23 protein-coding genes are annotated in these 23,237 nt (G+C 63.7%); 8 read left to right on the top strand and 15 right to left on the bottom strand.

Features of this window, described 5'->3' with window-relative positions; all coding sequences use genetic code 11:
* Positions 1–13: 13 nt before the first annotated feature.
* Complete coding sequence (locus DOM32_RS08685) at positions 14–556, top strand: zinc ribbon-containing protein (RefSeq protein ID WP_110633287.1); 543 nt, start codon at positions 14–16, stop codon at positions 554–556.
* An 82-nt stretch (positions 557–638) separates the two neighbouring features.
* A complete protein-coding gene (locus tag DOM32_RS08680; RefSeq protein WP_157957045.1) occupies positions 639–2,003 on the top strand; it encodes an alpha/beta hydrolase family protein in 1,365 nt (454 codons plus the stop codon).
* A 46-nt stretch (positions 2,004–2,049) separates the two neighbouring features.
* Here the strand turns inward: DOM32_RS08680 and DOM32_RS08675 are convergent, their stop codons facing one another.
* From DOM32_RS08675 to miaB, 8 genes are all read right to left on the bottom strand, one after another.
* Complete coding sequence (locus tag DOM32_RS08675; protein WP_208625342.1) at positions 2,050–3,423, bottom strand: MFS transporter; 1,374 nt, start codon at positions 3,421–3,423, stop codon at positions 2,050–2,052.
* A gap of 115 nt (positions 3,424–3,538) precedes the next feature.
* A complete protein-coding gene (locus DOM32_RS08670) occupies positions 3,539–4,309 on the bottom strand; it encodes an SDR family NAD(P)-dependent oxidoreductase (protein ID WP_071230369.1) in 771 nt (256 codons plus the stop codon).
* A gap of 75 nt (positions 4,310–4,384) precedes the next feature.
* Positions 4,385–5,752 carry a 2-oxoadipate dioxygenase/decarboxylase HglS gene (hglS, locus tag DOM32_RS08665; RefSeq protein WP_110633281.1) on the bottom strand — a complete coding sequence of 456 codons (1,368 nt, stop codon included), beginning with the start codon at positions 5,750–5,752 and terminating at the stop codon, positions 4,385–4,387.
* Between the two features lie 270 nt (positions 5,753–6,022).
* Positions 6,023–7,510, bottom strand: a complete 1,488-nt coding sequence (lnt, locus tag DOM32_RS08660) for an apolipoprotein N-acyltransferase (RefSeq protein ID WP_071230371.1) — start codon at positions 7,508–7,510, stop codon at positions 6,023–6,025.
* 89 nt (positions 7,511–7,599) lie between these two features.
* The gene (locus DOM32_RS08655) at positions 7,600–8,493 is read right to left on the bottom strand and encodes an HlyC/CorC family transporter (RefSeq protein ID WP_071230372.1); all 894 of its coding nucleotides are present in this window, start codon (positions 8,491–8,493) and stop codon (positions 7,600–7,602) included.
* Positions 8,494–8,796: 303 nt separating this feature from the next.
* Positions 8,797–9,282, bottom strand: coding sequence for an rRNA maturation RNase YbeY (ybeY, locus tag DOM32_RS08650; protein WP_071230373.1), 486 nt, complete (start codon positions 9,280–9,282; stop codon positions 8,797–8,799).
* On the bottom strand, positions 9,279–10,283 hold the full coding sequence (locus tag DOM32_RS08645) for a PhoH family protein (protein WP_083387181.1): 1,005 nt from the start codon (positions 10,281–10,283) through the stop codon (positions 9,279–9,281). Before DOM32_RS08645 ends, ybeY begins: the two co-directional genes overlap by 4 nt.
* A 291-nt stretch (positions 10,284–10,574) precedes the next feature.
* Positions 10,575–11,924, bottom strand: coding sequence for a tRNA (N6-isopentenyl adenosine(37)-C2)-methylthiotransferase MiaB (gene miaB / locus DOM32_RS08640; protein ID WP_110633278.1), 1,350 nt, complete (start codon positions 11,922–11,924; stop codon positions 10,575–10,577).
* A 276-nt stretch (positions 11,925–12,200) separates the two neighbouring features.
* On the opposite strand from miaB, the gene DOM32_RS08635 reads away from it, so the two are divergent.
* From DOM32_RS08635 to DOM32_RS08625, 4 genes are read left to right on the top strand one after another with little or no spacing between them, the layout of a single operon-like run.
* On the top strand, positions 12,201–12,530 hold the full coding sequence (locus DOM32_RS08635) for a DUF1820 family protein (RefSeq protein ID WP_071230376.1): 330 nt from the start codon (positions 12,201–12,203) through the stop codon (positions 12,528–12,530).
* Positions 12,531–12,588: 58 nt separating this feature from the next.
* On the top strand, positions 12,589–12,765 hold the full coding sequence (locus tag DOM32_RS17745; protein ID WP_157957044.1) for a hypothetical protein: 177 nt from the start codon (positions 12,589–12,591) through the stop codon (positions 12,763–12,765).
* Positions 12,766–12,814: 49 nt separating this feature from the next.
* Complete coding sequence (locus DOM32_RS08630) at positions 12,815–13,432, top strand: TIGR04211 family SH3 domain-containing protein (RefSeq protein ID WP_110633274.1); 618 nt, start codon at positions 12,815–12,817, stop codon at positions 13,430–13,432.
* Positions 13,433–13,451: 19 nt separating this feature from the next.
* Positions 13,452–14,084 (top strand): thiopurine S-methyltransferase, encoded by a 633-nt coding sequence (locus DOM32_RS08625; RefSeq protein WP_110633271.1) that lies wholly within the window; start codon positions 13,452–13,454, stop codon positions 14,082–14,084.
* 146 nt (positions 14,085–14,230) lie between these two features.
* Here DOM32_RS08625 and DOM32_RS08620 read toward each other — a convergent pair whose 3' ends face one another.
* From DOM32_RS08620 to ggt, 7 genes are all read right to left on the bottom strand, one after another.
* A complete protein-coding gene (locus DOM32_RS08620) occupies positions 14,231–14,824 on the bottom strand; it encodes a YajG family lipoprotein (RefSeq protein ID WP_071230379.1) in 594 nt (197 codons plus the stop codon).
* 106 nt (positions 14,825–14,930) lie between these two features.
* Positions 14,931–16,046: a sulfate/molybdate ABC transporter ATP-binding protein gene (locus DOM32_RS08615; RefSeq protein WP_110633268.1), complete on the bottom strand. Its 1,116-nt coding sequence runs from the start codon at positions 16,044–16,046 to the stop codon at positions 14,931–14,933.
* Positions 16,043–16,870, bottom strand: coding sequence for a sulfate ABC transporter permease subunit CysW (gene cysW / locus DOM32_RS08610; protein WP_035411899.1), 828 nt, complete (start codon positions 16,868–16,870; stop codon positions 16,043–16,045). The genes DOM32_RS08615 and cysW overlap by 4 nt, the downstream gene beginning before the upstream one ends.
* Positions 16,870–17,724 carry a sulfate/thiosulfate ABC transporter permease CysT gene (gene cysT, locus DOM32_RS08605; protein ID WP_071230382.1) on the bottom strand — a complete coding sequence of 285 codons (855 nt, stop codon included), beginning with the start codon at positions 17,722–17,724 and terminating at the stop codon, positions 16,870–16,872. The genes cysW and cysT overlap by 1 nt, the downstream gene beginning before the upstream one ends.
* Positions 17,721–18,749, bottom strand: coding sequence for a thiosulfate ABC transporter substrate-binding protein CysP (gene cysP / locus DOM32_RS08600; protein ID WP_110633265.1), 1,029 nt, complete (start codon positions 18,747–18,749; stop codon positions 17,721–17,723). Before cysP ends, cysT begins: the two co-directional genes overlap by 4 nt.
* Before the next feature lie 163 nt (positions 18,750–18,912).
* A complete protein-coding gene (locus DOM32_RS08595) occupies positions 18,913–20,124 on the bottom strand; it encodes an MFS transporter (protein WP_110633262.1) in 1,212 nt (403 codons plus the stop codon).
* 80 nt (positions 20,125–20,204) lie between these two features.
* Positions 20,205–21,944: a gamma-glutamyltransferase gene (ggt, locus tag DOM32_RS08590; protein WP_110633438.1), complete on the bottom strand. Its 1,740-nt coding sequence runs from the start codon at positions 21,942–21,944 to the stop codon at positions 20,205–20,207.
* 233 nt (positions 21,945–22,177) lie between these two features.
* Between ggt and rpe the strand changes: the two genes are divergently transcribed.
* Positions 22,178–22,864, top strand: coding sequence for a ribulose-phosphate 3-epimerase (gene rpe / locus DOM32_RS08585; protein WP_071230385.1), 687 nt, complete (start codon positions 22,178–22,180; stop codon positions 22,862–22,864).
* A 6-nt stretch (positions 22,865–22,870) separates the two neighbouring features.
* Positions 22,871–23,209 (top strand): GIY-YIG nuclease family protein, encoded by a 339-nt coding sequence (locus DOM32_RS08580; RefSeq protein WP_110633258.1) that lies wholly within the window; start codon positions 22,871–22,873, stop codon positions 23,207–23,209.
* Positions 23,210–23,237: the final 28 nt, after the last annotated feature.

Here is a 23,237-nt window from a genome sequence, read left to right as displayed (position 1 = left end):
AAGGGGAATAGCCATGGATGAGCAACAGTCACGACCCGAGGCGCGTTCCCGTCTCAGCGAAGCGTACGAGCGCATTCTGACCCGATTGAAGGACGGCGGCGGGGAGCTCTCCTGGGAGAGTTTTCAGAAGGAACTCGACGAGGCGGTGGCATTCGAAGCCGAATTCGAGGAGTTCACCAAGGACGAGGTGGCGCTGCTGCGAGCCTGGGTCGAGCGGGACATGCGCGATTTTCGTCAGTTTCTGGCCAAGGGCGGCGAAGGCGTCGCGACCTGGCTGGGGATCGATCTCGACGTACTCTCGCGACGAGTCAGCGAAGCGCTGTTCTCGATCGCCGATCGCACCACCATCGACCGCGAACGCTTCGACGACGATCTCGAAGCGGCCCGGGCCGACTATACCGCCGGGGAAGTGGCCCTGCCCGGGCGCATGAGCTGTGTTCACTGCGGGGCTGGCGTGATGCTCGATCAGGTGGCCCGTCTGGACGCCTGTCACGCTTGCGGGCATCGCTACTTCCAGCGCGATTCCGGCGTGCCGCCCTCCGATTCCCAAGCGTAAACGGGCATCGCCGCCTGAGGAACATTTGGCAGCGAGGTCAGTCGTAACGGCATTCCGTGCCAAAACCGACGAGGGCCCAAGCGTGCCGAAGCCAACTCCCACCTGGCGGCAAGGATTGCTGGTCATCGGCCTGCTGGCGGGATATTGCCATCCGCTACAGGCCGACGAGCTTTCCCGGGATGCCGATTCAATGAACCAGGCCGATTGTCCCGACTGGCTGCCGACCGCCACCCGATGTTTCACCGGCCAGGATACTCACGGCGCCTACTACTGGATCGCGATTCCCGACGACTGGAATCACAAACTGGTTCTGCACAGTCATGGCGGGCCGCGCCCCAATGCCCCGCAACCCGACGATCCTCTCGATATCGACCTGCGTCAGTATGACGTCATGGTTCGCGAGGGTTACGCCTGGGCAGGCTCCAGTTATCGGCGTGGCGGATATGGTGTGCGCATGGCGGCCGAAGACACCGACTATCTGCGACGGCTGTTCGTCGAGCGTTTCGGCCAGCCCGAACGCATCTACCTGCACGGGCAGTCCTGGGGCGGTAACGTGGCCGCCAAGGCGATGGAGCTCTACGGAACGGACGACAATGGCCACCATCGCTACGATGGGGCGCTGCTCACCAGCGGCGTGCTCGGGGGCGGTACCCAGGCCTATCAGTTTCGCGCCGATCTCCGCGCCGTCTACCAGTACTACTGCGCCAATCACCCCTATCCTGACGAAACGCAATACCCGCTCTGGGAAGGGCTGCCCAAAGGCGCCGAGATGACGCCGGAGGAACTCAATGCCCGGGTCGACGCCTGTACCGGCGCCGGCCTGCCGGCGGAGCAGCGCACGCTCATCCAGCAGCAGACGCTGAACAATATCGTCGATGTCGTGCGGATTCCGCCCGGCACGTTGAAGGCGCACATGCGCTGGTCGACGTTTCTGTTTCAGGACATGGTCGAGCAGCGTCTCGGTGGCGCGAGCCCGTTCTCCAACCGCAACGTACGCTACCGGGGCTCGAGCAACGACGAGGCGCTCAACAAGGGGATCTCCCGCTTCGACGAGGATGCCCGGGCGGTCGAGAAGCTTGGCGCGGATGCGGGGCTGAGCGGGAATACCGACATCCCCACCGTGACCATGCACGCCATCGACGACCCGATCATCTTCGTCGAGAACGAATGGCTATACCGGCGCGCACGCCAGGATAGCGGCACGGCCGACTCGCTGGTCCAGATCTATACCGACGAAGCTCGACACAGCAAGCTTTCCACGCCGCAATATGCCGCTGCGCTGGAATCCCTCGACCGCTGGGTCGAGCGCGGTCACAAGCCTACACCGGAGGCGGTTGCCCAGTACTGCGAAACGCGGGAAGCCGCTGTCTACGATGGCGGTTGCCATTTCGACACGGATTACGAAGTCGCCGACTGGCGGGCCAGAGTCTATGCCCGCCAGCCATGAGCGGCTTGTCGATGGATCAGCCAGCCGTGAGCGGCTTGCCGATGTATTAGAGAGCCGGCTGGGCGGCGGATTTCGGCGCGCGCTGCCATTCGGATTCGTCGGCGTTCAAGGCACGATGGGCGGATTCCGGCAGGCGCAGACCACCCCACATCGCCAGCAGCGTGATTGCGATCAGGTAGATCGCCGGCGACAGGTTGTTGCCGGTACGCTCGATCAACCACGTCGCGACCAGCGGTGCCGTGCCGCCGAAGATCGTGTAGGAGACGTTGTAGCAGAGCGCCGAGGCGGTGTAGCGCACGCGTGTCGGGAACTGCTCCGACAGCAGGACCGCCGTGACTACGCCGCAGATCACCGCGCCCACCGCCATCAGCATCGCGCCGATCAGCGATGCCCACCATTCTCCGCTGCCGGCCAGCGTATAGGCGGGAAATACAGCAGCGATCAGACAGATCCCCGCCGTCAGTATCGTTCGGCGCCGTCCGACACGGTCGGCATAACGGCCGACGAACGGGCACAACGCCGCCGCGAAGATCAGCGCGCCGAGGCTGGCCAGAAGGGCGGTGGTCCGCGAGGCGCTCCCGACAACCTGCATGTAGGTCGTGAAGTAGGTGGTGAACATATAGAACGATAGCGCCGTGACCGAGATGAACGCGCTCAGGCTGACGATGGTCGTGCCATGCGTGCGCACGGTTTCCTTCAATGGTGCCTGCGGAACGGCGTGTTGCGCTTTCAGGGCCTGGAAGGCGGGAGATTCGTCCAGACGCAAACGCATGTAGAGCCCGACCAGTCCCAGTGGTGCGGCGATCAGAAACGGTACGCGCCAGCCCCAGGCATTCAGAGCTTCCTCTGACAGCAGGGCACTGATGACGAAGGTCAATGCCGCGGCCGTAGCGAAGGCCAGAAAGGTCGAAACCGGGACGAAACTGCCATAGCGCGCCTTGCGATGGGTGGGCGCGTGTTCCATCACGAAGGCGCAGGCACCGGCATACTCACCGCCGGCGGAGAAGCCTTGAACGCAGCGAGCCAGCGCCAGTGCCAGCGGGGCGAACAGGCCGACGCTTGCATAGGTCGGCAGGATGCCGATCAGCGTCGTGGCTCCGGCCATCAGCAGGACGGTCACCGCCAGAATGCGCTTGCGTCCGATCCTGTCGCCGAGCATGCCGAAGAAGATGCCGCCCAGCGGGCGCAGGGCGAACGAGACCGCGAATACGGCGAATGTCTGCAGTAGCGCCAGGGAATCGTCCCCCGGCGGGAAGAAATGCTGCGATATGACCACGGCCAGAAAGCCGTAGACGGCAAAATCGAACCACTCGACGAAATTGCCGATCGCCGAAGCCGCGATTACCTTGCGTAGCGTGGAGAGATCGACGTCGGTCGAAGCGGATGAGATGTCATGATCATTGTTATTGGATGAATGCACTGTCCGAGCCTCACACGGCTGAAGAAGGAACTTCAGCCTAGGCTGACTGACCGGAACGCGATTCACTCTCCACGACAAGAGCATGTGTCCATACGACCTTCATGCCTGTCCGATGCTAGAGCCCGCCGGTTACCTCGATCACCGAGCCCGTGATATAGCTCGTCTCCGTCGAAAGCAGCCATGCGATGGCGTTGGCGATTTCGTCGGGTTGACCGGCGCGGCCGAGCGGTATCTTCTCGGCGATGCGCTTGGCCCGATCCGGCTCACCCGAGCGGGCATGAAGCGTGGTATCGGTCGTACCGGGCGAAACCGCATTGACGAGAATGTTCGCTCCCGCCAGCTCTTTGGCCAGACCCCGTGTGAGTGCTTCCAGACCCGCCTTGGTTGCCGCGTAGACGACATACTCGTTGGGCGATCCTGTCCGGGCGGCGACCGACGATACGTTGACGATGGATTTGCGGCTGGCGTGATTCTGCCAGCGTCGCGCTGCCTCACGGCATAGCCTGGCTGGCGCCGCGAGATTGACCGCGATGACCCGGTCCAGTTCGTTGTCTCCGAGTTCGGCCAGAGGTCCCAGGCCGCCCGTGATACCCGCGTTGTTGACCAGTGCCACGGGATCGCCGAGCGCTTCGGCCGCATCGAAAATACATGTTGATGCGTCGGGGTTCGCAACGTCGCACTGCAAGCCGCGGACCACCGGGCCGTCATCAGAGAAAGTTTGCTCCAGGGTTTCCGCTTCCTGTGGGGATTGGGCGTGGGTGAAGAGCACGCCAAAGCCCTCGCGATGCAGGCGATCGACCAGGCTGGCGCCGATGCCGCGAGAACCGCCGGTAACAATGACGATGGGGGTCGTCTTGTCGTTGTCTTGTCGCTCCGTTTGCGGCATTCCACTTCCCTCTCTGAAATACTCTGGCGCCCGGGCATATCTGCTTGCGGCGCGATTGGGGCTCGAACTCCGTGTCTAGATACCCAACTGCTGCCGCACGCGAGCCAGAGAGTCCTCCTGCAACCGGCCGTAGAGTTCGAACTCGTCGTGAACCGGCCGGCCGAGGGCGAGCTCGAAGGCGCCCTGATTGGATTCATTGGCATACGCCTGGTGTCGGGCATCGCCGAGATTCGACTGGAAGATGCCGGCGGCGCTGACCGGCAGAAAATCCTCGTAGGTGATCGGCGTGGCGTCGATCCAGTCTGCTGCCAGGGCCTCGTCCAGCGAGGCCGGGGCTGGCTCGCCGTCGGCCAGGCGTTGGCGGCCGCTCTCGCTGATCGCGTAATGGAAGTAGGCCAGCGCGTCACGCTGCAGCGCGTCCAGGTCATCCGGGAATGCCGTGAAGTACTCGCTCAATTGGCGCTGGTGGGCGAGATTGTCGGCGGCGGGCGGCGCCTGGCGGGAGTTGGCCAGCAATTCATCGTACAGCGCGCGCCCCTTGGGCGTCAGCGCCATGCCGCGCTGCTCGATCTCGCCAAAGCGAGCGGTATGGGTGCCGCCATCGCTGCCGGCGAAGCGCACCGGCTCTTCCAGTGCCTTGAAGCTGGTCTGGCGTAGCAGAATGGGCCACTCGCGCTTGGGTGGGCCTTCGATGACGGCCTTGGGCGTGATTCCGTAGTCGGGCATGGCAGCCTGGGCGGCATCGATATCCAGCGTGCGCGGGGTGAGATGATTGATATGCGGGCCGCGAAAGCAGACCACGTCGGCGATCAGGCGATGGGCGTCGTGCAGCGCCTGGTAAGTCTCGTGATCGACGGTCGCGTCGCGGTGCCAGCGGAAGGTTTCGAGGATCTCGGTCACGAAGCGCTCGGCCTGGTCGCGGTCGAAGCCGCCCTGGCGCTCGCCGAGTTCGATCAGCTCGCGGGCCGCCGGCGTGAAGATGTCGCGTTCGGCAAGGATCGAGGCGGCCTGGCGGCGCAGGTCGTCGTTCTCGATCAGCTCCAGGCGCAACAGCGACGTGAAGACGCGGAAAGGATTGCGCCGGAGCGAATCCTCGTCGATGGGGCGGAAGGCGGTGGAGTGAACCGGCACGCCCGCTTCCGACAGGTCGTAATAGCTCACCGGGAACATGCCCATCAACGCGAAGACCCGCCTCAGCGTCGACAGCTCCTCGGCGGTGCCGACGCGAATCGCCCCGTGGCGTTCGACATCCAGGCGCGACGTTTCGTTCTGAGCATCGAGCCGGGCGGCCAGTGCCGGGTCCGCTGTCAGCGTCTCGCGGTTGATGTTGGCGACCAGTTCCAGTAGATCGCCGTATTGCGGCACTTCCTGGCGGTACATGTCGGACATGGCTTGCGAGAAGGCGCTGCGGATATCGTCGGGAGAGACCAGGGACATTGTCATGGCGAACTCGATGACTGGAAATGAAGACTTCCATCCAACGCTATCGTCACTCGCGAGGCAAGTGTCTTCCTGCGAGCGGGAACCAATCGATAAACCGGCGTCGCATATTGAAAAAGCGGAGGTGGGAAGAGAGAAGAGAGAAGAGGGTGGATCGAGATGTGTTGGAGGATGGGATCGTTCCGGAAACGGCGCCGTCACCCTCGCTGGATTCGAAGGCGAATCCTGACAGAGTGGCGGTGCCGTCGATGTATCTTTCTGCGTTCTATCTTCCTACGTCGGCTGGCGGGCTTTCCACACCAGTGCCGGGGCCAGCAACAGCAACGACAATATCCAGGTCGGCCAACTACCGGTGCGCGTGAACGGTGTCAGCCCGGTCATCGGGACGACATCGCCGACCACGCTGGCAGTTTCGAACTGCGGCGCCTGCTCCCGCAACTGGCCCTGGTCGTCGATGATCGCGGTCACCCCGTTGCTGGTGGCCCGGATGACGTAGCGGCCGTTCTCCAGCGCGCGCAGTTGGGCCATCTGCAAATGTTGAAGGGGGCCGATCGAGCGACCGAACCAGGTATCGTTGGAGACCGTCAGCAGCACGTTGGCATCGCGCGCGCGCTCCGCGACCAGGTCGGGATAGACGATCTCGTAGCAGATGGCGCTGCCGATGGCGACGCGATGAGTGAGGATCGGCGGCTGGGAATCGGCGCCGGCAGCGAAGTCGGACATCGGCAGATTGAAGAAGTCGATGATGCCGCGCAGCAGGAAATCCAGCGGCAGGAATTCGCCGAACGGCACCAGATGGCTCTTGCGGTACTCGCCGCGGACATCTCCCACCCCCGTGATGGCGTTGTAGTAACGCCCGGCCTCGTCGCGCTGAACGATGCCGGTCAGCAGCGACGTCTCCGGGGGAAGTGTCGACTGCAGTCGAGCCATGAACGGGCGCGCCTGCTGCTCGAACATGGGCAGTGCCGTTTCCGGCCACACGATGATGTCGACATCGTCGGGTTGCTGGCGCGTCATGCGGGTGTAGGTGTTGACGGCGTTGCGCTGGCCCTCGGCGCTCCACTTGGAAAGCTGGGGCAGGTTGCCCTGCAGCAGCGCGACCCGCAGCGGATCGGCGGCCTGCGATGTCCAGTGGGTGGGCAGGGCCAGCGGCACCAGCCACAGCAGGGCGACGGGCGCGACCGCCCACCAGCGCCGACGGCAGAACTCGACCAGTAACGTGCCGCTGAGCGCGACGATCAGCGACAGCAGATAGACACCGCCGATGGGTGCCCAGGGCGCCAGCGGCGAATCGACATGGGCACTGCCCAGCAACAGCCACGGGAAACCGGTGAACGCCCAGCTACGAAAAGCCTCGCCCAGCACCCAGACCCCGGCAAAGCTGAGGAAGGCGAGCCGGGGTGAGGTGAACCGCCGGTAGAGACCGAAGATGAACGCGTGGAACAGCGCCAGCGTGGCGACGAACAAGGCGGTCAGAAACAGCGCCAGCGGCACGCCGGTATAGCCGTAGTCGTGGATCGAGACGTAGACCCAGGAGGTGCCGGTCCCGAACAGCCCGACGCCGAACAGCCAGCCGCGCAGGGCGGCCTGACCCACGCTCAGGCGGTGGTGATCGAGATACATCAGGGCCACGGCGACCGGACCCAGCCACCAGAGGTGGAAGGGGGCGAAGGTGAGCGTGGAGAACCCGCCGGCGACCAGCGCAGCGAGATAGCCCGGCCAGGGTCGACGGGCGGAAATCAACGGCTTGGCTTGCGGCATGTCGGGGGCACTCCTTGCGAAAAGTGCCCCTTATATCAAAGTTGCCGATCGAATGCGTCAAGTGCCTGCAAGCCGAAGGGCGGAATCGATCAGCTTTCGATACGGCGCGGGGAGTCGCTTTCGACCTCGGCCGGCACCGGCCTGGCCTGCAGCAGGCGGATGCGTCGATTATCGGCATTGAGGACGGTGAATCGCCACTCGCCGAGATCGGTATGTTCGTTGCGACCGGGCAGGTGGCCAAAGCGCTGCATGATCAAGCCGCCGACGGTATCGAACTCGTCGTCGGAGAAGGCCGTGTCGAAATGCTCGTTGAAGTCCTCGATCGGCGTCAGCGCGCGGACGGCATAGGTGCCGTCGCCCATGTCGCGAATGTCCTCTTCCTCGTCGGTGTCATGCTCGTCCTCGATATCGCCGACGATCTGCTCGAGGATGTCCTCGATGGTGACGATGCCGGCTGTGCCGCCGTACTCGTCGACCACGATCGCCATGTGATTGTGGGTGTCGCGGAACTCCTTGAGCAGGCTGTTGAGGCGTTTGGACTCGGGAACGAACATCGCCGGGCGCAGCACATCGCGCAGCTCGAACGCCTCGCGCTCCTGGGGATTGCCCTTCAGCAGCGGCAGCAGATCCTTGACCAGCAGAATGCCGATGACGTCATCGAGGTTGTCGTCGATGACCGGGTAACGGGAGTGTGCGGTTTCCAGGATGATCGGCAGGCAATCTTCCGGGCGCTGCGTCACGTTGATCGCGGTGACCTGAGAGCGCGGAATCATTACCTCGCGCACCTGCTGGTCGCTGATCTGGAAGGCACCTTCGATGATGGTCAGCGCATCCTGATCGAGGTTCAGCCTAGGGCCGGCCTCGCGCAGAAAGGTGAGCAGCTCTTCGCGGGAGCTGGGTTCATCGAAATCGCTAGAGAAGGTACTGATGAGTTTATCCAGCCAGGATCGACTGTTCTGGCTACTCGATCGGTCTTCGCTCATGACTGTGGTCTCTTGTCCTCGGATGACGCACGGAAGGGGAAAACGATGGCGCGCCGGCATGACGCCCGCGCGCGTGGCCGCACCGTACTAGACGGGGGCTCGATAACAGCATGTGTTGAATCGATGGTCGATGTCCGAAGGGGGCCGTCCGCAATCCGGGAGCGGCTAGGCGGAGGCTCGTCAGGCTGTTCGGCCGTCAAGCTCGGGGTCTCGCTTGATCCTTCCCGGCCCTCGTTCCAGGCAGGGCAGGAAGGTCTCGTCGGTGTCGGCATGGCGATGAATGTTAGCGTCGTGGGTCGGCGTCTAGACATCGGGTTCCGGATCGGTGACACGATAGGGGTCCGTGATGCCAAACTGGGTGAGCAGCGTTCTTTCCAGCGCTTCCATCTGCTCGGCTTCCTGATCATCTATATGGTCATGGCCGAGCAAATGCAAGCAACCGTGTATTACCAGATGGGCGTAGTGCGCCTGGGTCGACTTGTGCTGTTCCTGCGCTTCGCGCACCACGATGTCGTGGCAGATCACCAGATCGCCGAGCAGGGGAAGCTCGATTCCGGGCGGCGTCTCGAAGGGAAAGGAGAGCACGTTGGTCGGCTTGTCCTTGCCGCGATAGTCGCGATTGAGCTGCTGGCTCTCGTCCCGCTCGACGAAGCGGATCGTTAACTCGTGGCGGCCATCGCCTTCCTGGTCGAGCACGGCACCGACCCAGGCTTCCAGCTCCGCCTGTGTCGGAAGGGCGGCTTCGGCCTCGGTGCCGACGGCAATCTGACGGTCGATCTCGGGACTCATGATTCGCCTTGATCCCGCTGGGATTCCGCGTCGAGGCGTGCCTGACGACGGTCTTCCCGGCGCTGGCGCTGGGCCGCTTCCTCGGTTGCCTCGTGGATGTCGTAGGCTTCGATGATGCGCTGCACCAGCGGATGGCGAACGACGTCCTTGGGTGCAAACTGGGTAATCCCGATGCCGGCCGTGTCGCGCAGCACTTCGAGCACATGAATCAGGCCGGAGCTCGAGCCACGGGGCAGGTCGACCTGGGTCGCATCGCCGGTGATCACCGCCGTCGAGCCGAAGCCGATACGGGTCAGGAACATCTTCATCTGCTCGCGCGTGGTGTTCTGGCTCTCGTCGAGAATGATGAAGGCATTGTTGAGCGTCCGCCCGCGCATGTAGGCCAGCGGGGCGATCTCGATGATCTGGCGTTCGATCAGCTTGTTGACGTGCTCGAAGCCCAGCATCTCGTAGAGCGCGTCGTAGAGTGGGCGCAGGTAAGGATCGATCTTCTGCGCCAGATCGCCCGGCAGGAAGCCGAGCTTCTCGCCGGCCTCGACGGCCGGACGTACCAGCAGGATGCGTCTGACTTCCTGACGATTGAGCGCCTCGACCGCCGCCGCGACCGCCAGATAGGTCTTGCCGGTGCCCGCCGGGCCGATACCGAAATTGATGTCGTGGCGGCGGATGCTGGCGACATAACCCTGCTGGTTGAAGCCGCGGGGCTTGATCAGCGTTCGCGGCGTCCGGATGAGCAGGCCGCCGGCTTCGATGTCGCCGGTTTCCTCTTCCAGCGCCTCGACGCCGGACTCCTGAAGATAGAGATGCACTGTATCCGGCGTCAGCTCGTCGGCTTCGGTCTCGCGGTAGAGGTGTTCGAGCACGTTGGCCGCTGCCTTGACGCTGGCATCCGGGCCCGCAAGCTGGAAGACGTTGCCGCGATTGCGCAGCGTCACGCCGAGGCGGGCCTCGACCAGCTTCAGGTGTTCGTCGCGCTGGCCGCAGAGATTGGCCAGGCGCATGGGATCGTTGGGTTCGAGTGTCAGGGACACGACGCGGCTGTCAGACTGTTGGTCTTGGGTCAACGCAAAGAGATCCGTTGGTTTGAAAAAGTTGGCTTGGAAAAAGGTGCAACTTGAAAACTTATCGCCAGCTTACTGCGCCGCTTCCTGTCGAGGCAATGACCGGGATTAACCTGCACCTGGTTCCGACAGGCTCTCCCGCGTATCGAACGCGAATCAGTCTGGCGGAGCAAGGCGAGGCACGGAGCGCCTCGCCTTGCGTCAGGCTAGATGAGGGCGATTGGCGCTAACTCAATAGCGGTCGGCGGATACCAGCTCGCCACGCAGTGAATTGGGCAGGGCTTCGGTGATGGTGACGTCGACGAAATAGCCGATCAGCGACGTCGGATCTTCGGCCCGGAAATTGACGACACGGTTGTTTTCGGTACGCCCGGAAAGCTGCCCCGGATCCTTGGGCGAGAAGCCGGTGACCAGAATCCGCTCCCGGTTCCCCACCATGCGGCGACTGATCTGCTGCGTCTGCTGGTTGAGCCGATCCTGCAGGATCGCCAGGCGCTGCTTTTTCGTCTCCACGGGAGTGTCGTCCGGCAGGCTGGACGCCGGCGTGCCGGGACGCTTGGAATAGATGAAGCTGAACGAGGCATCGAAGCCGATGCGATGGATCAGGTCCATGGTGTCTTCGAAGTCCTCGTCGGTCTCGCCGGGGAAGCCGATGATGAAGTCCGAGGAGAAGCTGATGTCCGGACGCAGCGCCCGGATGCGCTCGAGCTTGTCGATGTACATGTCCCGGCCGTGGCCGCGCTTCATGGCAGCAAGAATGCGATCCGAGCCCGACTGCACCGGCAGGTGCAGGTGGCTGACCAGCTCCGGAATCTCGCCGTAGGCCTCGATCAGGCTGTCGGTGAACTCGACCGGGTGCGAAGTGGTGAAGCGAATGCGATCGATGCCGTCCACCGCCGCCACGCAGGCGATCAGTTCCGCCAGATCGATTTCGTCGCCGCTCTCGTCCAGGCCGCGATACGCGTTGACGTTCTGGCCCAGCAGGTTGATTTCGCGCACGCCCTGTTCGGCCAGGTGAACGACTTCTTCCATTACCGACTCGAAGGGGCGCGATACCTCTTCGCCGCGAGTGTAGGGCACGACACAGAAGGTGCAGTACTTGGAGCAGCCTTCCATCACCGAGACGAACGCGGTCGCGCCGTCGGATTTCGGCTTGGGCAGATGATCGAATTTCTCGATCTCGGGAAAGGTCACGTCCACGGTCTGGATCGGTGTCGCGCTCTTGCTGCGGGCATCCAGCATGGTGGGAAGCCGATGCAGCGTCTGCGGGCCGAACACCATGTCGACATGAGGCGCGCGCTTGCGAATGTTCTCGCCTTCCTGGCTGGCGACGCAGCCGCCGACACCGATGACCAGATCCGGGTTCGCGGCTTTCAGCTTCTTCCAGCGACCGAGCTGGTGGAAGACCTTTTCCTGCGCCTTTTCGCGAATCGAACAGGTGTTGAGCAGAATGACGTCGGCTTCACTTTCGTCATCGGTCATTTCCAGACGATGAGATTCGCCGAGCAGATCCGCGATACGGGCGGAGTCGTACTCGTTCATCTGACAGCCGTGAGTCTTGATGAAGAGCTTCTTCGTCATAGGTTGCGTTGCTGCGGCCATGCGCGCGTCACCGATGCCCCGTGGAAAAACTGAAGAGGAGAGACAGGAAAGACGGCGCCCAGCCAGTGTGCGCGCCGTTCAGGCCTTCTCGAGAACGCGGCATTATACGGGGGATGAGGCCATACAGCCAACCCGTGCCGCTCGCACGGCGCCATGGCTGTGGTACCCTTGCGCCTATTTGAGACGCCATGATGCCGCGTTCGCGGACAGGACGAACCGGCTGCGTGGCAATGATATCGAGAGAGCCGTTCATTTATGCCCAGCAAGCCGATCTATCGGGTCGTGTTCCACAACCAAGGTGAAGTTTGGGAACTCTACGCCAGAGAGATCTTTCAAAGCGACCTGTGGGGGTTCATCGAAGTCGAGGCCTTTGTGTTCGAGGATCAGACCAAGGTGGTCGTCGACCCCGGTGCGGAGAAGCTTCGGCGCACGTTCGATGGGGTCAATCGCAGTTATATTCCCTACAGCGCCATCGTGCGGATCGACGAAGTCGAGCGCGGCGGCGTAGCCAAGGCCGTGAAGGCCGAGGGCAATGTCACCGAGTTCCCGCGGCCGATGGCCTGGCCACCGCGGGACGATGGCTGAAACGAGCCGGTTAGAGTGGCCGATACCGACCGGCCGATGGGTGGAACGAGGTTAGAAAATGACGGATTGGTCAGATTTTCACCAATTTGTCGTCAATGCCGAAGCAGCCGGTGAATGGCATGATCGCTGCGCAGGTTGTCCAAATGGTTATCCACAGAAAGTGTGGATGATTGAATCACCGCCCTCGCAGGAAGCGATGCGCGGTCTCATCGTCGCCCAGTTCATCGTCACATGAGCATGAAATGCCCAACCGTTACCGACTAGCCATTTAAGATCACGACGATATGTTGAAAATTCGAAATGCAGTCATGGGTTGCGCCTTGGGCGCGGCCCTGTTTTCCGCCTCCGCCGTGGCTCAGGATGGCCACTGGGTCAGTGATTCATTGACTACGTTCGTGCGCAGTGGCCCCACCGACGGCTACCGCATCGTGGGAACGCTCACCAGTGGTGATCCCGTTACCGTGCTGCAGACCCAGGGCGACTATACGCAGGTGCGCGGCCCCGACGGCGACGAGGTATGGGTGCAGTCCCAGTTCATCCAGGACCAACCCAGCGCCCAGCAGCAACTGCCGGCGCTCCAGAAGAAGGTGGACGAACTGACCACGCGGCTCGATGGCATCGATGACGAGTGGAATCAGCGGGTGGCCGACATGCGCAACGAACTGGAAGGCCGTCAGACGCAGGTCGACGAGCTGCAGGCCACCAATAATCAGCTCAATCAGGCCTATTCTCAGGCGGAGAGCAAGATGCGCGAGATGCAGGCGCGTCTGGATACCCAGGAAGAAGATCTGCTGATGCGCTACTTCATGTATGGCGGCGGGGTGGCTGGCGCGGGGCTGATCGTCGGCCTGATCGTGCCGCATCTGCCGCGCCGCCGGCGCAAGCGCGACCGCTGGTTCTGAGCCTGCCTGAGGAGTCGTGATGACCGCCGCGGATTGGTTGCAGCGCTGGCAGGAAGGACGCATCGGGTTTCATCGCGAGATGCCGCACCCGGCGCTGGAAAGGCACTGGCCGCGACTCGGGCTGGACGCCGGCGCCAAGATCCTGGTGCCGTTGTGCGGCAAGAGTCGGGACATGCGCTGGCTGGTCCAGCGCGGTAATCCGGTACTGGGAGTCGAGCTGTCGCCCCTGGCGATCGAGCAGTTCGTGGCGGAAGGCGATCAGCCCGCGCTTCGCTACCGCCGATCCGGGTTCGAGTGCACGCGGCAGGGGAGCGTCGAGCTGTGGTGTGGCGACTTCTTCCACTTTCAGGTGGATGAAGCGGCCGAGCTGACGGGCTTCTACGATCGTGCCGCCCTCATTGCGCTGCCACCGGCGACGCGCCAGCGCTACGCTCACCATCTGGCGCAACTGCTGTTGCCGGGCAAGCGCGGCCTGCTGGTCACCCTGACCCATGACGACCCGGAGCGCGGCCCGCCGTTCAGCGTTCCGCACGAGGAAGTCAGGGCGCTGATGGCCCCCAATTTCGAGCTGACGCTGTGCGAGGTATCGGAGGCCAGAGATGGCCTGACCGAAAGCGTGTGGCAGTTGGTGAGGCGGGGCCCGCCGCTCTAGTGGCTACCGAGGTGTCGTCCGGTCGTGGGCCCGTGCGGCGTCGCCCCAAGCTACCTAAAGCCGCTATCCTGAAGCCCGGAACGAGAGAACCGCCTGCCACNNGTGGCAGGCGGTTCTTCGCGTTCGGTGGACACTTCCGGGAGAGATCAGCGGGCCAGCAGATTGGCCAGTTGCTGATCGCGGAAGGTGCGATCCAGGGCGTTACCCAACAGTTCGCTTACCATGCGGTTGTTGGTATCCCAGTCCGGCTTCACGGCGTAGCTCTGGGAGCGCTTGGCGGTGTAGCGACCGGTATAGGTGTTGCCGCCATTGACCACTTCCGCCTGGATGATCGCCTGGAGCTGGGAGGCGTCCAGCAGCGGCTGCTCAGCGGTACCGCGGGCGTAGGCCAGATCGGTCAGTGTCAGGGTCAGCGAAGGGCCGCCGGCGTTGCTGCTGGTCGGGTTGAACCCCATGCTGCGCAGGGCGTTTTCCGCCTGGACACGGATCTTGGGAATGACATCGTTGGCCTCGACGGTAATCGTCGACGTTGCCGACGGGCTGCCCGAGCGCGTGCCGATGACGCTGCTGTCGCGTCCGTCGACCACTTCCAGCGAGACCGACTGGCCGTTGCCGGTATGCGGAAAACCGCCGCTGACCTTGGGACTCACGGACAGAATCTGGGGGCTCTGGGCACAGGCCGCCAGCAGGCCGAGCAATAGCAGTACGGCCAGGCCTTTGAACGCAAACCATTGACGCATAACAGTGAACCTCTCGAGTCGTGGAAACGGCGCGACCATTATAGACGTCGGTCGCGAGTTTCCGGAATGCGACGAAGACCCCTAAGGCCTTGACCCGGCTGCCGCCTCATGAGGCCGACAGCGGTGCCAGTGTCTGTGGTCGTGAGGTATCGAAGCGATGCAGACGGCTGGGCTGGGCGAAGAGCCGTTTGCCACGGGTGATCGCCAGGCGTTCGAAATCCGCATGGCTGATCGTGGCCAGCCACGGCTCGCCCAGCCAGTCCGCTTCCAGCTCGAGGCGAACTTCGGCGCCTACCGGCACGACGGCCGTGACGCTGACCGGCAAGTGCGCGCGGGTGCTGGGCTGCTCGTCCAGGCGGACCTCATGGGGTCGCAGCAGCAGTTCCTGGCGACCATTCTCGATGCCGGGCACCGCCACCCGCGCGTTGCCGCAGGTGAGGACTTCCTTCTCGATATCGCCCTCGATCCGGTTGACGTCACCGAGGAACTCGAACACGAAGCGATTGGCGGGTTGGCGATAGAGGGTATCCGGCGTCGCGATCTGTTCGATCCGGCCGTTGCTCATCACCACCACCCGATCCGACAGTTCCAGCGCCTCTTCCTGGTCGTGGGTCACGAACAGGCTGGTGAAGTGAAGCTCCTCGTGGAGATGGCGCAGCCAGCGGCGCAGCTCCTGGCGTACCTTGGCATCCAGCGCGCCGAACGGCTCGTCGAGCAGCAGCACGTCGGGCTTCAACGCCAGCGCCCGCGCCAGCGATACGCGCTGCTGTTGCCCGCCGGAGAGCTGGGCCGGGAAACGCTCGGCGAAATCCTGCAGCCGGACCATTTCCAGCAGTTGCATGACCCGCGAGCGGATCTCGCCGCTGGAGGGCCGCGTGGCCCTCGGCATGGCAGTCAGCCCGAAAGCGACGTTGTCGAACACGCTCATGTGGCGAAACAGGGCATAATGCTGGAACACGAAGCCGATGCGCCGGTCGCGCACGTGCACCCGGGTCACGTCACGATCGCCGAAATGGATCGAGCCGCTGTCGGCCTGTTCCAGCCCGGCCACGATACGCAACAGCGTGGTCTTGCCGGAGCCGGAGGGGCCGAGCAGGCCGATCAGTTCGCCATCGTGGATATCGAGATCGATGGGTTCGAGGGCGCGGGTCCGGCCATGGCCCTTGGAACCGTGTCCCTTGTAACCATAGGTCTTTTCGATCTGCGAGATGCGGATACTCATGTCGCGGTCTCCCGGCGCGCAGCGCGCCATTCGAGTGCGGCCTTGGCGGCCAGCGTCAGCAGCGCCAGCAGTGCCAGCAGCGATGCACTGGTGAAGGCACCCACGGTGTTGTAGTCCTGATAGAGCTGTTCGACCTGCAGCGGCAGGGTATTGGTTTCGCCGCGAATCGCCCCGGCGACCACCGAGACCGCGCCGAACTCGCCGACCGCGCGGGCGTTGGTCAGGATCACGCCGTAGAGCAGGGCATGGCGAATGTTCGGCAGCGTCACGCGACGGAAAATCGTCCAGCCGGAAGCGCCCAGCGTCACGGCTGCTTCTTCCTCGCGGGAGCCTTGCGCCTGCATCAGCGGAATCAGCTCGCGGGCAACGAACGGGCAGGTGACGAACAGCGTGACCAGCACGATGCCCGGCCAGGCGAACATGATCTGGATATCGTGAGCATCGAGCCAGCCGCCGAGCCAGCCGTTTCGCCCGTAGAGCAGCAGGTAGACCAGGCCGGCGACCACCGGCGAGACGGCAAACGGAATATCGATCAGCGTCTGCAGCAGGCGCCGGCCGGGGAAATCGAAGCGCGTCACCAGCCAGGCCAGAAACACCCCGAAGACCAGATTGACCGGCACGGTGATCACGGCGACCAGCAGCGTCAGGCCGATGGCGGCAAGCGTGTAGTCGTCGCTCAGGTTCTGCCAGTAGACATCGATGCCGCTCATCAACGCCTGGGCGAAGATCGCCACCAGCGGCAGCAGCAGGAACAGCGCCGTCAGCACCAGGGCGGCCCCGATCAGCAGACGGCGGACACGCGGTGCGTCACCGATCCGTATCATCAGCCGCGCCCTCCGTGCAGTCGTTTGATGAAGCGGCCTTGCCACAGATTGATCGCCAGCAGCAGCGCAAGCGAGGTGGCGAGAACGATCGAAGCGACCGCCGAGGCACCGGCGTAGTCGTACTCCTGCAGCTTGACGAAGATCATCAGCGAGGTGATCTCGGTTTCGTAGGGCTTGCCGCCGGCAATGAAGATCACGGCGCCGAACTCGCCGAGCGAACGCACGAAGGCGAGCCCGGTACCGGTGACCAGCGCCGGCCACAGGTAGGGCAGGATCACCCGGCGGAACGCGAGGCTATCGCTGGCGCCGAGCGTCATCGCGGCTTCGTCCACTTCGGCGGGGAGATCTTCCAGTACCGGCTGCACGGTGCGAACCACGAACGGGATGCTGGTAAAGGCCATCGCCAGGGCGATCCCGATCCAGGTGTAGGAGATAGAAATGCCCAGCGGCTCCAGCAGTCGTCCGATCCAGCCGTTACTGGAGTAGAGCGTCGCCAGCGTGATCCCCGCCACCGCCGTCGGCAGGGCGAACGGCAGGTCCATCAGCGCATCGACCAGGCGCTTGCCGGGGAACTCGTAGCGCACCAGCACCCACGCCATCAGCAGCCCGAACGCGGCGTTGAAGATAGCTGCCACCGCGGCGCCGAAGAGCGTCACGCCATAGCTTGCCAGCAGGCGCGGATCCGTGATCAAAAACCAGTACTGCGACCAGCTCAACTGCGAGAGCTGCCCCACCAGACTGGTCAGGGGCAGCAGCAGAATCAGCGAGACGAAGGTCAGCGAGATGCCGAGCGAGAGGCCGAAGCCGGGCAGCACTCGGCGTTCGCGGCGCCAGGTCAGAGCATGTGCGATCATCGGCGCTGAAGCTGATCCAGTTCACCGCCGCTCGAGAAATGCGTTTCCATCGCCTCGGGCCAGCCGCCAAAGACGTCTTCGACGCGCAGCAGTTCGGTTTTCGGGAACTGGCCGCTGAACTCCTCGGCCACCTTCTCGTCGTTGACGCGGTAGTTGAACCCGGCCAGCAGGCGCTGCGCTTCCTCGGTGTAGAGGTAGTCCAGGTAGCCCTTGGCCAGGTCCTCGTTGCCGTTGCGCTCGGCGTATTCGTCGACCACGGCCACCGGGAACTCTGCCAGGATGCTGACCGGCGGTACTACCACTTCGTAGTCGTCCTTGCCGTATTCGTTACGGATGTTGTTGACCTCGGACTCGAAGGTGATCAGCACGTCGCCGATACCGCGCTCGACGAATGTCGTGGTGGCGCCGCGGCCGCCGGTGTCGAACACCTCGACGTTGCCGAGGAACGTGCTCATGTAATCTTCGATCTTGTCCTGATCGCCATCGAAAGCCTGGTCGGCATAGGCCCAGGCGGCGAGATAGGTGTAGCGGCCGTTACCCGAAGTCTTGGGATTGGGGAAGACGAGAGAGACATCGTCCCGCGCCAGGTCATCCCAGTTCTCGATCTGCTTGGGGTTGCCCTTGCGCACCAGGAAGGCGGTCGTGGAGTAGTAGGGCGACGCCTGGTTCGGGTAGCGATCCTGCCAATCCTCGGCGACCAGGCCGGCGTCTGCCAGCACGTTGACGTCGGTCACCTGGTTGAAGGTCACCACGTCGGCACGCAGCCCCTGCATGATCGAACGAGCCTGCGTCGAGGAGCCGCCATGGGACTGCTTCACGCTGACGGTTTCGTCGTGCTGGGCCTGCCACCAGTCGATGAACTTCGGGTTCACCGCGGCGAACAGTTCGCGAGCGATGTCATAGGAGGAGTTGAGCAGCTCACGCGGTTCTTCCTGAGCCTGCGCGGGCGACAGAGCGCCGAAAGTCAACGCCAACCCGACGGCGGATGCGGTGAACAGCGAGCGAGGCTTGGAAAACCAGGTCATGAGTCAGTCCCCTAGGATTTATTGGTAATGGCGGCAAGGCTAAATAAATCAGAATGGAATGACAATTCGTTTCTATAGAACGTTTAATTATTAATTTGCTCGGTAACTCTATAAGCCCAGATGTTCTTGAGCTCAGGTTGCTCAGGCGCGGCAGACGCTGTGCCTACGGTTCGACGCGAGCAGGCCTGCCGAGTCGGCGGAGAGCAAGCAGCCCCAGCAGCGGACCGGGAAGTAGCCACCAGGCGATCGTTGCCTCGAGGGCGGGTAGCCATGGCACCAGCAGACCGATCGAGACCGCGGAGATCGCGAACCCGATCGCGTTCTGCAGCGTCAGGGCACTGCCAATCAGCGCGGCGGGGCAAGCGCTGGCGGAGAGCGCGGAAAACTGCGGTGAATCGATCACCGCGAGCAGGCTCCACGCTGCCAGATACGCCACCAGCGCAGCGAAACCGAGGTGCGGAGCGAGCCAAGGATAGAGCAGGCAGCCTATCGCCGAGCCGGCCAGCCCCAGGATCGCGACCCGGCGACTGCCCAGATGCTGACTCAGCCAGCCGCCGAGCCAGCAGCCGGGAGCGCCGACCGCGATCAGGGCGAACGACAGCATCGATAGCGCCTGGGGAGAGAGCGAGGGGTTATCCCCGATCAGCAGCAACGGGATCAGTGTCCAGAGCGTATAGAGCTCCCACATATGGCCGAAGTAGGCGCCGGCAGCACGGCGAAAATCGGCGATGCGAAAGGCCGCCAGCCCGGCCAGACGTGATGGCGTCGGAGTGGAAGCCCGAGCAAGGGAAGGGGCGTCGCCCAGCCGCCATATGGAGACGCCGGCCAGCAGGGCGAGCAGTGATGCGATCCATAGCGTCAGCCGCCAGTCGCCGCTTTCTCTCGCCGAGCCGCCGCCGCTCTGATCTATGAGTCCGCCCCCACTCCAGCCGAGGCCGGCCAGCAGGTGGGGCATCGCGGTGCCCAGCACCAGCATGCCGACCAGCCACGCCAACCCTAGCCCCGCTCGGCCAGGAGCCCAGCCCACCATCAGTTTCATGCCGATGGGGTAGATGCCGGCCAGCGACAGCCCGGTGACCAGGCGCAATCCGACCGCTGGCCACAGGCCACCGGCATAAGGCAGCAGGGCGTTGGAAAGCGCGCCGACCAGACATGCCAGGGCGAACAGTCGGCTGGCTCGAGTGCGATCGGCAAGGCCGCTGAGGCCCAGGCCGAGCGTCCCCAGCAGGAACCCGAACTGCACCGCACCGGTGAGCCAGCCCAGATCGCCGGTGGCGAGCCCCCACGTCCGCTGGAGATCGCCGATGACGGCGTTGGGCGTGAACCACAGCGCGGTGCCGAACCACTCGGCGATGGCAATGATGACAATCGGCATCGGTCTCCCCGCACGAATCAGCCTGGGTCACCGTCGGTGGGCGACGGCATGTCGGTCGCCTTCGGATCGCAGATACCGGCTCATAGACCCATCGCCGAGGAGGTCGAACGCCGCGGGTCGGCGCCGCCGGTGAAGGTGCCATCGTCCTCGATCAGGATCGACTGCGCCGCGCCCATCGCCTCCTGCTGGCTGACGGTGTGTCCCATCGCCTCGAGCAGGGCGATCGTGTCCGGGCTGATGCCATCCTCGATGCGGATCTCGTCCGGCAGCCACTGATCGTGAATGCGCGGCGCGCTGACGGCACTCTGGATGTTCATGCCGTGATCGATAACGTTCATCACCACCTGCAGCGTGGTGGTGATGATGCGCGAGCCGCCGGGGCTCCCGGTCACGAGGAAGTTCCTGCCATCCTTCTTGACGATGGTCGGGGTCATCGAGGAGAGCATGCGCTTCTCGGGTTCGATCCTGTTGGCTTCACCGCCGATCAGGCCGTAGGCATTGGGCGTGCCCGGCTTGGCCGAGAAGTCATCCATCTCGTTGTTGAGCAAAAAGCCGGCGCCGTCGACGACGATGCCCGAGCCGTAGCTGAAGTTGATGGTATAGGTATTGGAGACCGCCAGGCCGCTGTCGTCGGCAATCGAGAAGTGGGTGGTCTCGTTGGACTCGTACGGCAGCGGGTTGCCGGCGGCGATCTCGCTGCTGGGCGTGGCGCGGTCGAGATCGATCTGCGCTCGTAGTTCCTCGGCATAGGCCTTCGAGGTGATGCCGGCGAGCGGCACGTCGACGAAGTCGGTGTCGCCGAGATATTTGGCCCGGTCGGCATAGGCGCGTTTCATCGCCTCGCTCATGACGTGGATCGTGCGTGCGGAATTGAAGCCCATGGCGTGAATGTCGTAACCCTCGAGCATGTTGAGCATCTGCACGATATGCGCGCCGCCGGAAGAGGGCGGGCTCATGGCGTAGACGTCGTAGCCGCGGTAGGTGCCATGTACCGGCTCGCGAATCGTCGGCTGGTAGCCAGCCAGATCCTCTGCCGTCATCAGGCCACCATGGTTCTGCATCTCGGCCGTGATCAGTCGCGCCGTCTTGCCTTCGTAAAACTCCCGCGGGCCGTTCTTGGAGATGCGCTCGAGCGTCGCGGCCAGGTCGGGTTGGCGGAATCGCTCGCCGGCGCGATACAGGGAGCCGTCCGGCTTGTAGAACACCTTGCGCGTCGAATCCCACTGCTTGAGCCGTTGCTGGGACTGTTCGAGACCTTCGGCGAATCGCGGCGGAATGATGAAGCCTTCATCCGCCAGCTTGATCGCGGGCGCCAGCGCCTCGGCGAGACTCATGGTGCCGTACTTATCCAGCGCCAATGCCAGGCCGGCCACGGTGCCGGGCACGCCGGAGGCGTTGTGGGTGTAGCGGGAAAGCTCGGAGACGGCCTCACCCTGTTCGTTCTGGAACATGGTCTCGTAGGCTGCCGCCGGGGCCTTTTCGCGGTAGTCGATGGCGATGACCTCATTGCTCTTCTCGTCCGAAATCAGCATGAAGCCGCCACCGCCGATGTTGCCCGATCGGGGTTGGGTCACTGCCAGCGCGAAGCCGGCGGTCACGGCGGCATCGACGGCATTGCCGCCATCGGCCAAGACATCGTGGGCGATCTGAGAGGCCAGGTAATGGCTGGTGGCGACCATGCCGTGCTCGCCGAGCTGGGGGTGGAATCGCTCCCCTTCGAGGATCGCCGACTGGGCATGCGTCGGTGTCGGGACGAGAGTCGATAACACAGTTGTCAGGCAGACGAGAGACAAGGCCACTGCTCGGCGAGCAGGCAGCATGAAAGGGTGGAAGCCAGGCATGACGTGTCCCCAATGAGTGTTGTTGTGATACGGCCGAATCATGCCATGTGACCAAGGTCGATTCAGCCAAGACCTAGAGCAGTATAGAAACAGTCGATGCTCAATGCCTCGCCGGCCATGCCGGCGAGGCGGTTTTGCGTCCGGATCGGCCAAAGGTGGCGATGCGTGCGCTAGAATGAGCGCCAACGGCCAGCCTGCATAAGGATTCTTTCATGCATGACTTCAAGATCGCACCCTCCATTCTCTCCGCCAACTTCGCCTGTCTGGGACAGGAGGTCGAGGACGTGCTGGCGTCGGGGGCCGACATCATCCATTTCGATGTCATGGACAACCATTACGTGCCCAACCTGACGATGGGGCCGATGGTGTGCGAGGCGCTGCGCAAGCACGGCATCACCGCGCCGATCGACTGCCACCTGATGGTCAAGCCGGTGGATCGCCTGATCGGCGATTTCATCGACGCCGGCGCCAGCTACGTGACGTTCCATCCGGAAGCCTCGGAACATGTCGACCGCTCGCTGCAGCTCATTCGCAGCCACGGCTGCAAGGCCGGGCTTGTCTTCAATCCGGCGACGCCGCTCTCCTACCTGGACTACGTCATGGACAAGGTCGACATGATCCTGATCATGAGCGTCAACCCCGGCTTCGGCGGCCAGTCCTTCATCCCCGCCGCGCTGGACAAACTCCGCGAGGCGCGCCGGCGCATCGACGCCAGCGGGTTACCGATTCGGCTGGAGGTCGACGGCGGCGTCGGCCCGGACAACATTGCCGAGATTGCCGAAGCGGGGGCGGATACCTTCGTCGCCGGCTCGGCGATCTTCAAGGCGCGCAGCCTCGACGACCCCCATCGCTACGACAGCGTGATCGACAAGATGCGCTCGGCGCTCGCCGGGAACTGAGCCGGCATGTCGTCGAACGAGGCGGTAGCGACCGATAGCGAGCCGCGCCAGTGGTACCTCTATCTCATCGAGATGGCGAACGGGGCGCTCTACACCGGCATTACCACCGATGTCGCTCGGCGATTCGAGCAGCACGCCCGCGGCCGGGGCGCGCGGGCGCTGCGCGGCAAGGGACCGTTGACCTTGCGCCACGCGCAGGCGGTCGGCACTCGCAGCGACGCGCTCAAGCTCGAAGCGGCGATCAAGCGGCTGAGCGCCGATGCCAAGCGGCGCTGGATCGAGCGGCAGCGGCCGTCATCGTTTTGTCATCAGATTGTCATCTCTCGGGGATCCGCAGGGTCGTAGAATCTCGGGCATCATTCGATATCGACCG

Origin of the sequence: Salinicola salarius, from assembly GCF_003206135.1 — a bacterium.
Lineage (GTDB): Bacteria > Pseudomonadota > Gammaproteobacteria > Pseudomonadales > Halomonadaceae > Salinicola > Salinicola salarius.
The sequence above is the reverse complement of the archived record's forward strand: the minus strand, read 5'-3'. Positions and strand labels throughout refer to the sequence as shown.

Coding starts and splice junctions, on each gene's coding strand:
- DOM32_RS08670 (WP_071230369.1), bottom strand. CDS start 4,309: ATGCCGCAAACGGAGCGACAAGACAACGACAAGACGACCCCCATCGTC.
- cysP (WP_110633265.1), bottom strand. CDS start 18,749: ATGACCTGGTTTTCCAAGCCTCGCTCGCTGTTCACCGCATCCGCCGTC.
- miaB (WP_110633278.1), bottom strand. CDS start 11,924: ATGACGAAGAAGCTCTTCATCAAGACTCACGGCTGTCAGATGAACGAG.
- DOM32_RS17745 (WP_157957044.1), top strand. CDS start 12,589: ATGACGGATTGGTCAGATTTTCACCAATTTGTCGTCAATGCCGAAGCA.
- DOM32_RS08580 (WP_110633258.1), top strand. CDS start 22,871: ATGTCGTCGAACGAGGCGGTAGCGACCGATAGCGAGCCGCGCCAGTGG.
- lnt (WP_071230371.1), bottom strand. CDS start 7,510: ATGCCGCAAGCCAAGCCGTTGATTTCCGCCCGTCGACCCTGGCCGGGC.
- DOM32_RS08685 (WP_110633287.1), top strand. CDS start 14: ATGGATGAGCAACAGTCACGACCCGAGGCGCGTTCCCGTCTCAGCGAA.
- DOM32_RS08625 (WP_110633271.1), top strand. CDS start 13,452: ATGACCGCCGCGGATTGGTTGCAGCGCTGGCAGGAAGGACGCATCGGG.
- DOM32_RS08595 (WP_110633262.1), bottom strand. CDS start 20,124: ATGCCGATTGTCATCATTGCCATCGCCGAGTGGTTCGGCACCGCGCTG.
- DOM32_RS08635 (WP_071230376.1), top strand. CDS start 12,201: ATGCCCAGCAAGCCGATCTATCGGGTCGTGTTCCACAACCAAGGTGAA.
- hglS (WP_110633281.1), bottom strand. CDS start 5,752: ATGACAATGTCCCTGGTCTCTCCCGACGATATCCGCAGCGCCTTCTCG.
- DOM32_RS08615 (WP_110633268.1), bottom strand. CDS start 16,046: ATGAGTATCCGCATCTCGCAGATCGAAAAGACCTATGGTTACAAGGGA.
- DOM32_RS08630 (WP_110633274.1), top strand. CDS start 12,815: ATGTTGAAAATTCGAAATGCAGTCATGGGTTGCGCCTTGGGCGCGGCC.
- cysT (WP_071230382.1), bottom strand. CDS start 17,724: ATGATCGCACATGCTCTGACCTGGCGCCGCGAACGCCGAGTGCTGCCC.
- DOM32_RS08620 (WP_071230379.1), bottom strand. CDS start 14,824: ATGCGTCAATGGTTTGCGTTCAAAGGCCTGGCCGTACTGCTATTGCTC.
- ybeY (WP_071230373.1), bottom strand. CDS start 9,282: ATGAGTCCCGAGATCGACCGTCAGATTGCCGTCGGCACCGAGGCCGAA.
- rpe (WP_071230385.1), top strand. CDS start 22,178: ATGCATGACTTCAAGATCGCACCCTCCATTCTCTCCGCCAACTTCGCC.
- cysW (WP_035411899.1), bottom strand. CDS start 16,870: ATGATACGGATCGGTGACGCACCGCGTGTCCGCCGTCTGCTGATCGGG.
- ggt (WP_110633438.1), bottom strand. CDS start 21,944: ATGCTGCCTGCTCGCCGAGCAGTGGCCTTGTCTCTCGTCTGCCTGACA.
- DOM32_RS08645 (WP_083387181.1), bottom strand. CDS start 10,283: ATGCGCCTGGCCAATCTCTGCGGCCAGCGCGACGAACACCTGAAGCTG.
- DOM32_RS08655 (WP_071230372.1), bottom strand. CDS start 8,493: ATGAGCGAAGACCGATCGAGTAGCCAGAACAGTCGATCCTGGCTGGAT.